Consider the following 15,014-nt stretch of genomic DNA (forward strand, 5'->3'; position numbering starts at 1 on the left):
TCGTAGTTGCAACATTCTCGCAATAGCAACCGATGTGTGGCCCGCCGGCGAGACCGCCCGGGGACGTCCCCGGGCGGGGCTCAGTCGAAGCTCGGGTCTTCCGTCCTCGTGCGCTTCAGCTCGAAGAAACCGGGCGTGCTCGCGACCGCCAGGACGCCGTCGAAGAGCTTGACGGCGGCCTCGCCGCGCGGGATCGGGGTGACGACGGGGCCGAAGAAGGCGTGGCCCTCGACCTCGATCACCGGGGTGCCGACCTCCTGGCCGACGCGGTCGATCCCGTCCTTGTGGGAGGCGCGCACGGCGTCGTCGTAGTCGGTGGACTCGGCGGCGTCCGCGAGGGCCGGGTCGAGGCCCGCCGCGGTCAGCGACGCCTCGAAGAACGCGCGGTCGAACTTCTGCCGCTCGTGGTGCCTGCGGGTGCCCAGCTCGGTGTAGAGCCGCCCGAGCACCTCGGGGCCGTACTTCTGCTCGGCGGCGACGCACACGCGGACGGGGCCCCAGGCGTCGGCGAGCATCCGCCGGTAGTTCTCGGGGATGTCCTTGTCCTCGTTGAGGACGGCCAGGCTCATCACATGCCAGCGCACGTCGATCGGCCGCTGCTCCTGCACTTCCAGGATCCATCGGGAGGTGATCCACGCCCAGGGGCAGAGGGGGTCGAACCAGAAGTCAACGGGTGTGGGAGCGTCCTCGGGCAACGTGGCCTCCTAGAGAGTGTGCATGTCCTCAAGCGACAACCCGGGGGCGCTCGTCCCGATTCCCGTCGGCGAGAGGTCGCCGAAGTCCGTGGCGGACGGGCCGTAGGGTCGTCCGGTTGGTAGACATGGGGACACCAAGCCTTTAAGCCGACCAAGGAGTTCATGTGGCAGGCAACCTCACGCGCGACGAGGCGCGGGAACGGGCCAGGCTGCTCAGCGTCGCGTCGTACGCGGTCGACCTGGACCTCACGACGGGCGAGGAGCGGTTCGGCTCCACCACCGTGGTCAGGTTCGGGAGCGCCGAGACCGGCGCGTCGACCTTCATCGACCTGCACGGCGCCGTCGTGCGGGAGGTGACCCTGAACGGCGAGTCCCTGGACCCCGCGTCCTACGACGCAGAGAAGGGCCGGATCCCGCTGCCGGGCCTGGCGGCCGACAACGAGCTGCGGGTCGTGGCCGACTGCGCGTACTCCCGGTCGGGTGAGGGCCTGCACCGGTTCGTCGACCCGGTCGACGACAGCGTCTACCTGTACTCGCAGTTCGAGACGGCCGACGCGCACCGCATGTTCACCTGCTTCGACCAGCCCGACCTCAAGGCCACCTTCGAGCTGACCGTGAAGGCGCCGGAGAACTGGGAGGTCGTCACCAACGAGGCCGCCGAGACGGCCGGAGGCGGGACGTGGCACTTCCTGTCCACGCCGCAGATCTCCACCTACATCACCGCGCTCGTGGCCGGGCCGTACCACGTCGTCCGCGACGAGTACCGCCGTGAGGACGGCACCGTCATCCCCCTCGGCGTGTACTGCCGCGCCTCGCTGGCGGAGCACCTCGACGCCGACGCGATCGTCGACGTGACCCGCCAGGGCTTCGGCTACTTCGAGAAGGTGTTCGGCCGCCCGTACCCGTTCTCGAAGTACGACCAGCTCTTCGTGCCCGAGTTCAACGCGGGCGCCATGGAGAACGCGGGCTGTGTGACGTTCCTGGAGGACTACGTCTTCCGGTCCCGGGTGACCGACGCGGCCTACGAGCGGCGCGCCGAGACGATCCTGCACGAGATGGCGCACATGTGGTTCGGCGACCTCGTCACCATGCGCTGGTGGGACGACCTCTGGCTGAACGAGTCGTTCGCCACGTACATGAGCGTCCTGTGCCAGGCGGAGGCCACCAAGTGGAAGGGCTCGTGGACGACGTTCGCGAACCTGGAGAAGGCGTGGGCCTACCGGCAGGACCAGCTGCCGTCCACCCACCCGATCTCCGCCGACATCCCCGACATCCGCGCGGTCGAGGTGAACTTCGACGGGATCACCTACGCCAAGGGCGCGTCCGTCCTGAAGCAGCTCGTGGCCTATGTCGGCCTCGACAACTTCCTGGAGGGCGTGCGGCGCTACTTCGACCGGCACGCGTGGGGCAACACCGTCCTCACCGACCTGCTGGGGGCGCTGGAGGAGACGTCCGGCCGCGACCTGGCGTCCTGGTCGAAGGAGTGGCTGGAGACCGCCGGGGTCAACACCATGCGGCCCGAGTACGAGGTCGACGGCGTGGGGAACTTCTCCTCGTTCACCGTCCTCCAGGAGGCCAAGGCCGACTACCCGACGCTGCGCGCGCACCGCCTGGCCATCGGCCTGTACGACAAGACCGCCGACGGACTCGTGCGGCGCGACCGGGTCGAACTGGACGTGGTCGGGGCCCGTACCGAGGTCCCGCAGCTCGTCGGCAAGAAGCAGCCCGACCTGGTCCTGGTCAACGACGACGACCTCACCTACGCCAAGGTCCGCCTGGACGAGCACTCCCTGAAGACGCTGATCGAGGACATCGGCGAGGTCAGGGACAGCCTGCCGCGCGCCCTGTGCTGGTCGGCGGCGTGGGACATGACCCGCGACGCCGAGATGGCGACGCGCGACTACGTCCGGCTCGTCGTCAAGGGGATCCGCGGCGTCACCGACATCTCGGTCACCCAGACGCTGCTGCGGCAGGCGCGCACCGCCGTCCAGCAGTACGCCGACCCGGGGTGGCGCGAGGAGGGCCTCGCCCTGATGGCCGACACCCTGGCGGACCTGGCGCGCGAGGCCGAGCCCGGCTCGGACCTCCAGCTGGCCTACACCCTGGCGTTCACCGGGTCGGCGGTCACCGGCGAGCACCTGGCGTTCGTCCAGGGCCTGCTGGACGGCTCGCAGGTCCTCGACGGCCTCACCGTCGACACCGACCTGCGCTGGGCGCTGCTGCGCCGCCTCGTCACCACCGGCAAGGCGGGCGAGGCCGAGATCGACGCCGAGCACGAGCGGGACCGCACCGCCGCCGGGGAGCGGCACGCCGCCGCCTGCAAGGCCGCGATCCCCACCCCCGAGGCCAAGGCGGCCGCCTGGGAGCGGATCATCGCGGGCGACCTGCCGAACGCCGTCTTCCGGGCGACGCTCGGCGGCTTCGTCGAGCCTGACCAGGCCGCGCTGCTCGTCCCCTATGTCGACCGGTACTTCGCCGAGGTCGGGCGCGTGTGGAAGGAGTGGACCAGCGACATGTCCCAGACGTTCGCCGAGGTCGCCTACCCGTTCCTGGTGATCGAGCAGTCCACGGTCGACCGCACCGACGCCTACATCGCGGAGAACGACCCGCCGGCGGCGCTGCGGCGGCTGCTGTCGGAGGGGCGCGACGGCGTCGCGCGCGCCCTGCGCGCCCGCGCGAAGGACGCCGCCTCGGCCTGACCCGGCCGCGCCTGTCCCAGCGAACCGGCCCAAAGGCCCCGTGACCATGCGATCGTTGCATGGTCACGGGGAGGGGACGAAGTGGAGACGGCTCGCGACGTTCTGACGGCGCTGGCGCGGCGCTACGCCTTCGGCGATCTGGAGGCGCTGCTGAGCCAGGGCACCCTGGCCGCGGACGGCCGCTCCGTGCCGGTCGCGGCGCTGTGCGCGTTCGGGCAGCGCGTCCTGGACCTGGACGCCGAGGACTTCGGCATGCCCGAGGAGGCCGGCGAGGTCCCGCGGGACCTCCTCGACCGGGCCCGCGCCAGCCGCATGCCGCAGGCCCCGCGGGAGCACCCCCGCGGGGCGCTCGCCAGCCTCCGGCCCGCGTACTCGCTGCTGCTGGAGGTCATCGCGATCCGCTGGCACCGCCGCGACATGGCCGCGCTCGTCGCCGCCGTCCACATCGCCGGCGAGTACCTGCCGATGCTGGCCTGGGAGCCCGTCCTCGGCCACGCGGGCGACCCGGCGCTGATCGGTTCCGCCGTGCGCGGCGAGGGCAGCCGCTTCGGCGTCCCCGTCGAGCCGGGGGCGGTCCGCATGTGCGACCACACCCGGCCGGAGCGCTCCGCCTGCGAGCGCACCCTGCGGGTCGCTAAGGAGCCGCCGTCCGGCTGGCGCGCCTACCTCGACCGCCAGCACAGCCAGGTCTCGGCCGCGCTCGGCGACTGCGCCGCCCGCTGCCGCACCCCCTGCACGGTCATGACCCGCCTGGACGGCCTCGTCCGCGCCGACCTCAGCGACCGCTGCCGGCTCGCCGCCGACTTCGCCGACGGCGCCCTGGTGAAGCTGCGGCACGCCGCGCCGGTCGGCCACGGGTTCGGCGTCCCCTCGCCCGAGGAGGTCCAGGCCGCCTGGACCCGCGCCCGCAGGTCCCTGGCCCGGCATCCGCTGGGCAAGTCCGCATTGGCGGACGACGACTCCTACCCCCTCCCGGGCCTGCCGGCCGTCTTCTCGGCGATCGCCGCCGCCGACCTGCGCCCCGACACGCTCCTGCGCGACGTCACCGAGCGCATCACGTCGACGCTCGCCTGAAGAGCCTGAGCGTCCCGCGGTTCCTGAGGTCGTCCAGGAGGACGGGGCGGCCCTCCACGTCCCCCAGCGGGACCCGCCAGTTCGGGTACTCGTCGACGGTGCCCGGCTGGTTCTGGGTGCGGCGCTCGCCCACGGCGTCGGCCAGGGAGACGCCGATGAGACGGGCGGGCGTCCGGGTGAGGAACTCCTGCAGCCCGGTGACGATCTCCTCGTCGTAGGCGCCGGAGCCGTCCGCCAGCGCCCGCACGACCACGGCCGGCTCGGCGGCCAGCAGGCCCTCGGCGTGCAGCACGGCGAGCCAGTCGGCCAGCTGGCGGCGGTGGTCGTCCTCCTCCTCGGCGCGGGGACGGGTGAGCAGCCCGAGGCGGTCGCGCAGGTCGATGTGGTCGCCGTGCACGAACCCGGTGATCGGCGGCATGTCGTGGGTGCCGACGGTCGCCAGGGACAGCTCCCGCCACCGGCCCGGCGGCTTGGGCCGGCCCCGCTCGTCCCGTTCGAACCACAGCAGGGACGTGCCGAGGACGCCGCTGTCGGCCAGCGCCTCCCGGACCTCCGGCTCGACGGTGCCGAGGTCCTCCCCGACGACGACGGCGCCGAAGCGCTCGGCCTCCCAGGCCAGCGATCCGAGCAGCGCGTCGCGGTCGTAGCGGACGTAGGTGCCGTCGGCGGGGGACGCCCCCTCGGGCACCCACCACAGGCGCGACACCTGCATCGCGTGGTCCAGGCGGATCCCGCCGGCGTGCCGCAGCGCGGCGGCGGCCATCTCGCGGAAGGGCCGGTAGGCGTCGAGGGCGAGCGCGCCCGGCCGCCACGGCTGCTGCCCCCAGTCCTGCCCGCGCTGGTTGAACTCGTCGGGAGGCGCGCCGACGCTCATCCCGGCCGCGCATGAGTCGCGGTACATCCAGGCGTCGGCGCTGCCGTGCGGCACCCCGACCGCCAGGTCGTGGACGATCCCGAGGGGCATCCCGGCGTCCCGGGCCGTGCGCTGCGCCTCCGCGAGCTGCCCGTCCAGCCTCCACTGGAGCCACTCGTGGAAGCCGGCGCGGGCGTGGTACCGGGGGGCGTCCACCACTCCGTGGTCGTGGGCGCTCCGCAGCCCGGACGGCCAGCGCCGCCAGTCCGTGGACCCCTGCTCCTCGCTGATGGCGCACCACGTCGAGAAGCTCGCGAGGGCGGCGCCCTCCCTCCGCCGGAACTCCTCGAAATCCGGGTCGCGGTCCCGGCGGCGGCGGTGCATCGCCTCCAGGGCCTCCAGCTTCGCGGCCCACACGGCGTCCCGGTCCAGCAGGCCCTCCTGGGCGCGCAGCTTGGCGGCGACGGCCTCGAACCGCTCCCGGTCCGCGGCGGGCAGCTCGGCGTACTCGGGCATGTCCTCGATCCGCAGATAGAGCGGCGAGGGGAAGCGGCGGCTCATCGGCGAGTACGGGGACGCCCCGATCGGCGGGACGGGCTCGGTCGCGTGCAGCGGATTGACCAGCACGAAGCCCGCGCCGAGCTCCCGGCCGCTCCAGTCCGCGAGGTCCGCCAGGTCGCGCAGGTCGCCGAGCCCCCACGACGCGGCGGAGCGCACCGAGTACAGCTGCGCCGTGAACCCCCACATCCTCGGCGGCGGGCGCAGCGCGCCGGGCGCCACCAGCAGTTGCGTGTACCGCGTCCGCTCCCCGTTCCGGACGCGCAGGCCGCGCCAGCCGGGAGGGACGTCCGCGAGCCCGTCCAGGGGCTCGAAGGAGCGCTCGGCGGGCGGCACGTGGGCGCGCTGCGGCGCCAGGACCTCGTCCGTGCCGGTCTCGATCTCCACCTCGGCGGCGCCGTCCAGGTGGCCGCCGAGCGCGGCGCGGATCCGCCCGGCGGTGCCGGCGCCGGCCCGGCGGACGACGACGGCCGGCGGGAGCTCCCGCGCCCGCTCCCGGTGGCGGTCGAGCTCCGCCCGGACGGCGGAGGGGGTGGAGGCGTCCACCCCGAGGGCGGCGAGGACGGCGGCGAGCGTGTCGCGCGAGACCTCCGTCTCCCGTCCCCGCCAGTCCTCGTAGCGCGTCGCGACGCCGTGCAGCCCGGCCAGTCTGATCAGTTCGTCGTCAGCCACGCCTGCACCATGCCCGGTGCGGGGCGCGTCACGCCGTCCAGACCGGGGGCTTGCGGCCGATCCAGGGGCGGGCCTCCTCCAGCTGCGCGGACAGCGAGATCAGCGTGCCCTCCCCGCCGAGCCGCCCGGCGAGCATGACCCCGATGGGCAGGCCCTCGGCGTTCCAGTGCAGCGGGACGTTCACCGCGGGCTGCCCCGAGATGTTGTACATGGCGCAGAACGGGGTGAAGTGCGTCTGCCGCCGGAAGTTCTCCTCCGGGTCCTGGTCGTGGAAGTAGCCGACCGGCACCGGCGGCATGGCGAGCGTGGGGTGCAGGATCGCGTCGAACTCGTCCATCACCGGGAACGCCGCGCGCAGCGCCCCCTGGAGCGCGGCGTGGGCCTGGAACAGCTGCGGCGCCGTCGTCTTCTCGCCGTAGCCGCGCAGCCAGCGGGTCAGCGGCTGGAGCAGCTCCTCGCTCCCCTCGGGGACGGGCGTCATCGTCGCCATCACGCCCCACAGGGTCGCGAAGTGCGGGACGAGATCGGAGCCGAGCACCTCCGGCAGCTCCACGACCTCGTGGCCGAGCTCCTCGAGGAGGGCGGACGCGTCCTCGTAGGCGGCGACGCAGTCGGGGTGGACCTCGACGTCCGGCACCGGCGGCCGGAGGCTCCGCGCGATCCGCAGCCGGCCCGGCGCGCGGTCGGCGCGGGCGAGGAACGGCCCGTCCGCCTCCGGCGCCCGGTACAGGTCGCCGGGCATGGGGCCCGCCATGACGTCCAGCATGAGGGCGGCGTCGCGGACGGTCCGCGCGATCGGCCCGTTGGTGGAGAGGCCGAACAGGTCGGGGATGACCGGTCCCTGGGAGATCCGGCCGCGGGTCGGCTTGATCCCGAACAGCCCGCACACGCTGCTCGGGATCCGGATCGAGCCGCCGCCGTCGCTGCCCTGCGCGATCGGCGCCAGCCCGGACGCGACCGCCGCCGCGGCCCCGCCGCTCGAACCGCCGGCCGACCGGGACGGGTCCCACGGCGTGCGGGCCGGGGGCGACACGGCGCCCTCGGTGTAGCAGGGCAGCCCGAACTCGGGGGACGCGGTCTTGCCGAGCAGCACCGTCCCGGCCGCCGCGAGCTTGGCCACCACGTGGTCGTCGGCGAACCCGGTCAGGTCGGCGTAGACCGCCGAGCCGAACGTCATCCGGACGCCGTCCACCATGTTCAGGTCCTTGATCGGCACCGGGACGCCGTGCAGCGGCGGCAGCTCCGCCGCGTCCGCCGTCTCCAGCACCGCCTTCTCGGCGCGGCGCGCCTCCTCGCGGGCGCGGTCGGCGGTGACCGTCACGTAGGCGCCCACCTGCTCGTCCAGCCGTTCGATGCGGGCCAGGTAGTGGTCGGCGATCTCGACCGGGGAGACGTCCCGGGCGCGGACGGCGGCGGCCATGCGTGTGGCGCTGAGGTCATGAATCTGTGTCACGATCCGGAACGCTAGACGCCGTGTGCGCGGGCATCAAAGAGGGCACACACGACAGCAGCGGCGGAAGGAGATTAATACTGGCCTACCCGACCGTGCCGTAAGAGAATCACTGACGTGGGGCGACAAAACATTAACCCGGCATGACTGGTCGCCCACCCTCCCGATGATTACTCTGCGCACGGAGGATCATGCCCCCGAAGGGAAAGGAACACGGAGCGTCACCATGGCGACCATGGAGCGGGGCAACACGCAGAATGCCAGGGCGCGACCCGAGTCCGAGGAGGCGCGTGAGCACGATGACACTCATGAACACGATGACATTCGTGAACTCGATGAGACGCGTGAGCACGATGACCAGCCCCCGGTGAAGGAGCGGCTGGAGGCGAGCGCCGCCGCGGCGATGCTCGACGATCCGAAGATCCGGCGCTGGGCGTACCGGATCGGCGCGGCGGTCGTCGCCGGCGCCGCCGCCCTCGCCCTGACCAGCTGGCGGCTCGGGCTGACGGTCGCGGTGCTCGTCGTCATCGGCGACTACGTGCGGCAGTCCCGCAAGAGCTCCACCGTGACCGCCTGGCAGAAGTCCTCGGCGGCGGAACGGCGCACCGAGCGGCAACTGAAGTCCCTGCGGCGCAACGGATACCTCGTGCTGCACGCGCGGGCGGTCCCCCGCGACGACGAGGGCGTCAGCGACGGGCGGATCGACCACCTGGTCATCGGGCCGAGCGGCGTCTACGCCATCGACTCGGAGAAGTGGGACAAGCGCCTCCCCGTGCGCACCATGTCCCACCTCAAGCTCTTCCACGGCCCCTTCAACAAGAAGGACCGGCTGGACGAGGCGCGCTGGGAGGCCCAGATGGCGAGCATCATCCTCGCCGAGCGGGTCGGCTTCGACGTGCCGGTGCAGCCCTCCGTGGCGATCTACGGCCCGTCCATCCCGTGGAAGGTCATGCGGGTGCGCGACGTCGACGTCTACGCGGGCAACCGGGCGCGCTCGTACCTGCGCCGCCGTCCGAAGATCCTCACCGAGAGCGACGTGCAGCGCATCTTCCAGGCGGCCGAGGACGCCCTGCCGCCGAAGTACCCCGACTGAGGCCGAGGGCGGCCCCGTTCCGGGCCGCCCGCCGCAAAGCCGGGACACCGTCGTCCCGGCTTTTTTCCTGCCCTCCTGCGGTTGGTAGCATCGAAGGCCACGGGCCGGCCCGGGCGCGACCTCCGCTGAGCCGGCGGCAGCGCCGCGACCCGCCGCTGCGCGTATCCCTTCCAGGCGACCCGCCCGCCCACGCCGAACCATGCGCGGCCCGTCGTCCCCGCACGTCCCAGGTTTGGAGAGGTCGAAATGCCACCGCTCAGGTCACGCACGGTCACCCATGGCAGGAACATGGCGGGCGCCCGCGCGCTCATGCGGGCCAGCGGCGTGGAACGCGAGGACTTCGGCAAGCCGATCGTCGCGGTGGCCAACAGCTTCACCCAGTTCGTGCCCGGCCACGTCCACCTCGACGAGGTCGGCAAGGTCGTCGCCGGCGCCGTCCGGGAGGCCGGCGGCGTGCCCCGCGAGTTCAACACGATCGCGGTCGACGACGGCATCGCGATGGGCCACGACGGCATGCTGTACTCGCTGCCCTCCCGCGAGGTGATCGCCGACGCGATCGAGTACATGGTCAACGCGCACTGCGCCGACGCCCTGGTCTGCGTCTCCAACTGCGACAAGATCACCCCGGGGATGCTGCTGGCCGCGCTGCGCCTGAACATCCCGACCGTGTTCGTCTCCGGCGGCCCGATGGAGGCCGGCAAGCCCGTCGAGGGCGTCATGGGCGGCAACAAGCTCGACCTGATCGACCCGATCATCGCCTCGGCCGACGCCTCCATGCCGGAGGACAAGCTGCTGGAGATGGAGGAGAGCGCCTGCCCGACCTGCGGTTCCTGCTCGGGCATGTTCACCGCCAACTCGATGAACTGCCTCACCGAGGCGATCGGGCTGGCGCTGCCCGGCAACGGGACCGTCCTCGCCACCCACACCGCCCGCCGCCGCCTCTACGAGGACGCCGGCCGCACCGTGGTCGAGATCGCCAAGCGCTACTACGACGGTGACGACGAGTCCGTCCTGCCGCTGAACATCGCCACCCGCGAGGCGTTCGAGAACGCCATGGTCCTCGACGTCGCGATGGGCGGGTCCACCAACACGATCCTGCACCTGCTCGCCGCCGCCACCGAGGGCGGCGTCGACTTCGGGCTCGCCGACATCGACGCGATCTCCCGCCGCGTCCCGTGCGTCTGCAAGCTGGCCCCCGCCACCGCCAAGTACCACGTCGAGGACTGCCACCGTGCCGGCGGCATCCCGGCCCTGCTGGGCGAGCTGAACCGCGCCGGCCTGCTGAACGCGTCGGCCCACTCGGTCCACTCCGCGTCCCTCGACGAGTTCCTCGCCAAGTGGGACGTCCGCTCCCCCGACGTCCTGCCGGAGGCCGTCGAGCTGTTCCACGCCGCGCCCGGCGGCGTCCGCAGCACCTCGGCGTTCTCGCAGAGCGCCCGCTGGGAGTCGCTCGACCTCGACCGCGAGAACGGCTGCATCCGCTCCGCCGAGCACGCCTACACCGCCGACGGCGGCCTGGCCGTCCTGCGCGGCAACATCGCCCCCGACGGCGCGATCGTCAAGACCGCCGGGGTGGACGAGGAGCTGTGGACCTTCACCGGCCCCGCCGTCGTCTTCGAGTCGCAGGACGACGCCGTCGAGGGCATCCTCGGCGGCAAGATCAAGGCCGGCGACGTCATCGTGATCCGCTACGAGGGCCCGAAGGGCGGGCCCGGCATGCAGGAGATGCTGTACCCGACGAGCTTCCTCAAGGGCCGCGGGCTCGGCAAGGCCTGCGCGCTGATCACCGACGGCCGGTTCTCCGGCGGCACGTCCGGGCTCTCCATCGGGCACGCCTCCCCCGAGGCCGCGGGCGGCGGGATCATCGCCCTCGTCGAGGACGGCGACCGCGTCGTGATCGACATCCCGAACCGCGTGCTGGAGCTGGACGTCCCGGCCGACGAGCTGGAGATCCGCCGCGAGAAGCTGCTCGCCGACCTCGGCGGCTACCGGCCCCGCGACCGCCACCGCCCGGTGAGCGCCGCCCTGCGCGCCTACGCCGCGATGGCCACGTCCGCCTCGACCGGCGCCGCGCGCGACGTCTCCCAGCTCGACCGCCTCAACGGCTGAGCGGTTACCAGACGGGTAATCGCGGTCATTCCCCGCCTAGGGCAAAGTGGTGGGTGTCGGGCGAACCAGGCCCGGCCCCACCACTGAAGGAGACCGTGATGACCGCCTACGCCCTTGCCCACATGACCCCCCAGCCGCCGCTGCCCGAGGACGTCTTCGTCTACATGGAGAGCATCCAGGAGACCATGGACCCGTTCGGCGGCCGGTTCATCGTGCACGCCAGCGAGACCGAGGTGGTCGAGGGCCCGTTCGACGGCGCCTACGTCATCCTCGAGTTCCCCGACATGGACAAGGCCCGCGACTGGTACAACTCGGACGCCTACCAGGCGATCGCGGCGAAGCGCAGCGACCACATTCCCGGACACCTCGTGCTGCTCCAGGGCGTCCCGCGGGACTACGACGTCGCCGCGACCGGCAAGGCGCTGCGCGCGGCCCAGGCCGGTTGACCGGTCAGGCACTGACCGGTCGGCAACAGAGCAGGTCGGCGGTCAGGAGCAGCAGCCCCCGCCACAGCAGCCCCCGCCCCCGCTCGGCGGGGACTGGGGAGCCCCGCCGCGGGAGGAGCCGGTGACGGCGACCGTGGACAGGAGCTTGACGGTGTCGTCGTGGCCGTCCGGGCACGGGGCCGGGTCGGACGCGTTGATCATCGGGCGGGAGACCTCGAAGGTCGACCCGCACGCGCGGCAGCGGTAGTCATAGCGAGGCACGCCCCCAGGATACGTCCCCCCGGTGTGCGCGTCAGGCCGCGGGCTCGGTGACATAGGCGGCCCACTGCGGGTCGCCGTCGTTGACGAGGCCGATGAGCCGCCAGTGCGCGCCCCTCGGAACGGCCGGGGTGACGCTGAGCGTCCAGCCCAGCTCCGACAGCAGGCGGTCGGCCTTGCTGTGGTTGCACGTCATGCACGAGGCCACGCAGTTCTCCCACACGTGCTGGCCGCCTCGGCTGCGGGGATGGACGTGGTCGATCGTCTCGGCGCGGCGCCCGCAGTAGACGCAGCGGAAGTTGTCGCGGCGCATCAGCGCCGCGCGGGTCAGGGGCACGCGGGTGCGAAAGGGGATGCGGACGTAGCGGCGGAGCCGGATGACGGACGGGATCTCGACCGTCATCGTGGCCGAGTGGAGCACGGCACCGGAGGTGTCGTGATGGACGATCTCCGCCTTCTCGCGAAGCACGAGGCAGACCGCCCTCCGCAGAGGAAGCGTGGTGAGGGGTTCGTACGTCGCGTTGAGGAGGAGGACCTGTCGCATCAGACGCCCTCCGCCGGGCCGCGTTCTGCGTTCGCCTCGGTGGTCGCGGCGCAGCGCGCCTCCCACCGAGGCCCGATTATCGTCTCCGGCACCTGCGCACTCGCCATGAGGACCTCCCCAGGGGCGAACCGACCAGAATCAGTGTGGCGTCTGAGGGAGGTCGTCCGCTACCCCAATAATCCCCATCCGCACACCGCTCGAACACGGAACCCGCGGGGAGTACCGGGGCGGGCAGCGCTAAACGCCCAATAAAGTGCATCCATGACGCCGTATCCGTCCGCGCAGCGCCAGGACATCGTCGAGGACATCCACGGCCACCGGGTCGCCGACCCCTACCGCTGGCTGGAGGACCCGGACAGCGCCGAGACCGCCGAGTGGCGCGCCGCGCAGGACCGGCTCTTCCACGAGACCATCGACACGCTGCCCGGCCGGGACGCCCTGCGGGCCCGCCTGCTCGAACTGCTCGGCGCGGGAAGCGTCGGAGCCCCCGTGTGGCGGGGCCAGCGGCGCTTCTTCACCCGCCGCTCCGCCGACCAGGAGCACCCGGTGCTCTACACCGTCGACCCCGACGGCTCCGAACGCGCCCTGGTCGACCCCATGGCCCTCGACCCCGCCGGGACGACGACGCTGGACGGCTGGCAGCCCGACAAGGAGGGCCGCCTCCTCGCGTACAAGGTGTCGACCGGCGGCGACGAGGAGTCGCTGCTGTACGTCATCGACGTCGCCACGGGCGACCGGGTGGAGGGGCCCATCGACCGGGCCCGGTACTCCTCGGTGGCCTGGCTGCCGGGCGGCGAGGCGTACTACTACACGCGCCGCCTGCCCGCGGAGGACGTCCCGGCGGGCGAGGAGCAGTACCACCGCCGCGTCTACCTGCACCGCGTCGGCACCGAACCCGACGCCCACGACGTGCTGGTCTTCGGCGACGGCCTGGACAAGACCAACTACTACGGGGTCGGCGTCAGCCGCGACGGCCGCTGGCTCACGATCTCCGCGTCGCAGGGCACCGCGCCCCGCAACAACCTGTGGATCGCCGACCTGACCGCGTCCGCCCCCGAGGCGCCCGCGCTGCGGGCCGTGCAGGAGGGCGTCGACGCCTCCACCGGCGTCCACGTGGGCCGCGACGGCCGCGCCTACGTCTTCACCGACCGCGACGCGCCCCGGTCACGCCTGTGCGTCGCCGACCCGTCCGACCTCTCCTACGGGACGTGGCGGGACCTGCTCCCCCAGGACGCCGAGGCCGTCCTGACCGACTTCGCGATCCTGGACGACCTGGAGCGCCCCGTCCTGCTCGCCGGGTGGACCCGCCACGCGATCAGTGAGATCACCGTCCACGACCTGGCGTCCGGGGAGCGGCTCGGCGCCGTCCCGACCCCCGGCCTCGGTTCCATCGGCGGCATCGTCGAGCGGCCCGAGGGCGGGCACGAGGCCTGGTTCGGCTACACCGACGGCGTGACCCCCTCCTCCGTCCTGCGCTACGACGCGCGCACCGGCGAGACGACGCCGTGGGCGTCCGCGCCGGGCACGGTCGACGTCCCCGAGATCGAGACGCGCCAGGTCGTCTACACCTCCCGGGACGGGACGCAGGTGCGCATGCTCGTCTCGTCCCGTCCGGGCCTGACCGGGCCGCGCCCCGCGATCCTCTACGGCTACGGCGGGTTCAACATCTCGCTCACGCCGTCCTACTCGGCGAGCATCCTCGCGTGGGTCGAGGCCGGCGGCGTCTACGCGGTCGCCAACCTGCGCGGCGGCTCCGAGGAAGGCGAGCAGTGGCACCGCGCCGGCATGCGGGACCGCAAGCAGAACGTCTTCGACGACTTCCACGCCGCCGCCGAGAAGCTGATCGCGGACGGCCTCACCACGCCGTCCCAGCTCGCGATCTCCGGCGGCTCCAACGGCGGCCTCCTCGTCGGCGCCGCCCTCACCCAGCGCCCCGACCTCTACCGGGCGGTGGTGTGCTCCGCGCCGCTCCTGGACATGGTCCGCTACGAGCGCTTCGGCCTCGGCCAGACCTGGAACGACGAATACGGGACGGCCGACGACCCCGAGGAGTTTGGCTGGCTCATCGGCTACTCGCCCTACCACCGCGTCAGCCCCGGCACCGCCTACCCGGCCGTCCTGTTCACCACGTTCGGCAGCGACACCCGCGTGGACCCCCTCCACGCCCGCAAGATGTGCGCCGCCCTCCAGCACGCGACCACGTCCGAAGCCCCGATCCTCCTGCGCGACGAAGCCGAGGTGGGCCACGCCGCCCGCTCGGTGACCCGCTCGGCCGACCTCACCGCCGACACCCTCACCTTCCTGGCCGCCCAGACCGGTCTCGTGCCTATGGCAGTGCTCTCCTCCTTCGGGCCCTGAGGGCCCTCCATCGTCGATCACTGCGGGCGATCGCTGTGCCTATGGCAGTGCCCTCCTCCTTCGGGCCTGAGGGCCCTCCATCGTCGGGCACTGCGGCGATCGCTGGCATCGCTCCGACTCGCCTTGGCGGCTCGCTGCGCGATCAGGTTCTTGCTTCGCTTGAACCTGCCTTCGGACGCGATCGCGACTTCTCAGGTTGTTGGGT

The 15,014-nt window shown here is 72.6% G+C and carries 11 protein-coding genes; 6 read left to right on the forward strand and 5 right to left on the reverse strand.

Annotation, left to right across the window (positions count from 1 at the left end; translation table 11 throughout):
* Window positions 1-80: 80 nt before the first annotated feature.
* A complete protein-coding gene (locus ABD944_RS13055; protein WP_345175740.1) occupies window positions 81-695 on the reverse strand; it encodes a mycothiol-dependent nitroreductase Rv2466c family protein in 615 nt (204 codons plus the stop codon).
* 164 nt (window positions 696-859) lie between these two features.
* Between ABD944_RS13055 and pepN the strand changes: the two genes are divergently transcribed.
* Both pepN and ABD944_RS13065 read left to right on the forward strand, forming a co-directional pair.
* Complete coding sequence (pepN, locus tag ABD944_RS13060; RefSeq protein ID WP_345175742.1) at window positions 860-3,394, forward strand: aminopeptidase N; 2,535 nt, start codon at window positions 860-862, stop codon at window positions 3,392-3,394.
* Window positions 3,395-3,475: 81 nt separating this feature from the next.
* Window positions 3,476-4,468 carry a hypothetical protein gene (locus tag ABD944_RS13065; protein WP_345175743.1) on the forward strand — a complete coding sequence of 331 codons (993 nt, stop codon included), beginning with the start codon at window positions 3,476-3,478 and terminating at the stop codon, window positions 4,466-4,468.
* Here ABD944_RS13065 and malQ read toward each other — a convergent pair.
* Both malQ and ABD944_RS13075 read right to left on the reverse strand, forming a co-directional pair.
* Window positions 4,449-6,551, reverse strand: coding sequence for a 4-alpha-glucanotransferase (gene malQ, locus ABD944_RS13070; protein ID WP_345175744.1), 2,103 nt, complete (start codon window positions 6,549-6,551; stop codon window positions 4,449-4,451). The two genes, ABD944_RS13065 and malQ, sit on opposite strands and share 20 nt — an antisense overlap.
* 28 nt (window positions 6,552-6,579) lie before the next feature.
* Window positions 6,580-8,004, reverse strand: coding sequence for an amidase (locus ABD944_RS13075; RefSeq protein WP_345175745.1), 1,425 nt, complete (start codon window positions 8,002-8,004; stop codon window positions 6,580-6,582).
* A gap of 364 nt (window positions 8,005-8,368) precedes the next feature.
* Here ABD944_RS13075 and ABD944_RS13080 point away from each other — a divergent pair, with 364 nt between their 5' ends.
* The 3 genes from ABD944_RS13080 (at window position 8,369) to ABD944_RS13090 (ending at window position 11,649) form a co-directional block, all read left to right on the forward strand.
* On the forward strand, window positions 8,369-9,094 hold the full coding sequence (locus ABD944_RS13080) for a nuclease-related domain-containing protein (protein WP_345175746.1): 726 nt from the start codon (window positions 8,369-8,371) through the stop codon (window positions 9,092-9,094).
* Between the two features lie 246 nt (window positions 9,095-9,340).
* Window positions 9,341-11,203, forward strand: coding sequence for a dihydroxy-acid dehydratase (ilvD, locus tag ABD944_RS13085; protein WP_345175748.1), 1,863 nt, complete (start codon window positions 9,341-9,343; stop codon window positions 11,201-11,203).
* A gap of 98 nt (window positions 11,204-11,301) precedes the next feature.
* On the forward strand, window positions 11,302-11,649 hold the full coding sequence (locus ABD944_RS13090) for a DUF1330 domain-containing protein (RefSeq protein ID WP_345175749.1): 348 nt from the start codon (window positions 11,302-11,304) through the stop codon (window positions 11,647-11,649).
* A gap of 42 nt (window positions 11,650-11,691) precedes the next feature.
* Here the strand turns inward: ABD944_RS13090 and ABD944_RS13095 are convergent, their stop codons facing one another.
* Window positions 11,692-11,910 carry an FmdB family zinc ribbon protein gene (locus tag ABD944_RS13095; protein WP_345175750.1) on the reverse strand — a complete coding sequence of 73 codons (219 nt, stop codon included), beginning with the start codon at window positions 11,908-11,910 and terminating at the stop codon, window positions 11,692-11,694.
* Between the two features lie 31 nt (window positions 11,911-11,941).
* Entirely contained in the window at window positions 11,942-12,451 is a 510-nt protein-coding gene (locus ABD944_RS13100) for an HNH endonuclease (protein ID WP_345175751.1), read from the reverse strand.
* 261 nt (window positions 12,452-12,712) lie between these two features.
* Here ABD944_RS13100 and ABD944_RS13105 point away from each other — a divergent pair, with 261 nt between their 5' ends.
* On the forward strand, window positions 12,713-14,809 hold the full coding sequence (locus ABD944_RS13105; protein WP_345175753.1) for a prolyl oligopeptidase family serine peptidase: 2,097 nt from the start codon (window positions 12,713-12,715) through the stop codon (window positions 14,807-14,809).
* Window positions 14,810-15,014: the final 205 nt, after the last annotated feature.

The sequence above is a fragment of the Actinomadura verrucosospora genome, assembly GCF_039540335.1.
GTDB classification, from domain to species: Bacteria; Actinomycetota; Actinomycetes; order Streptosporangiales; family Streptosporangiaceae; genus Spirillospora; species Spirillospora verrucosospora.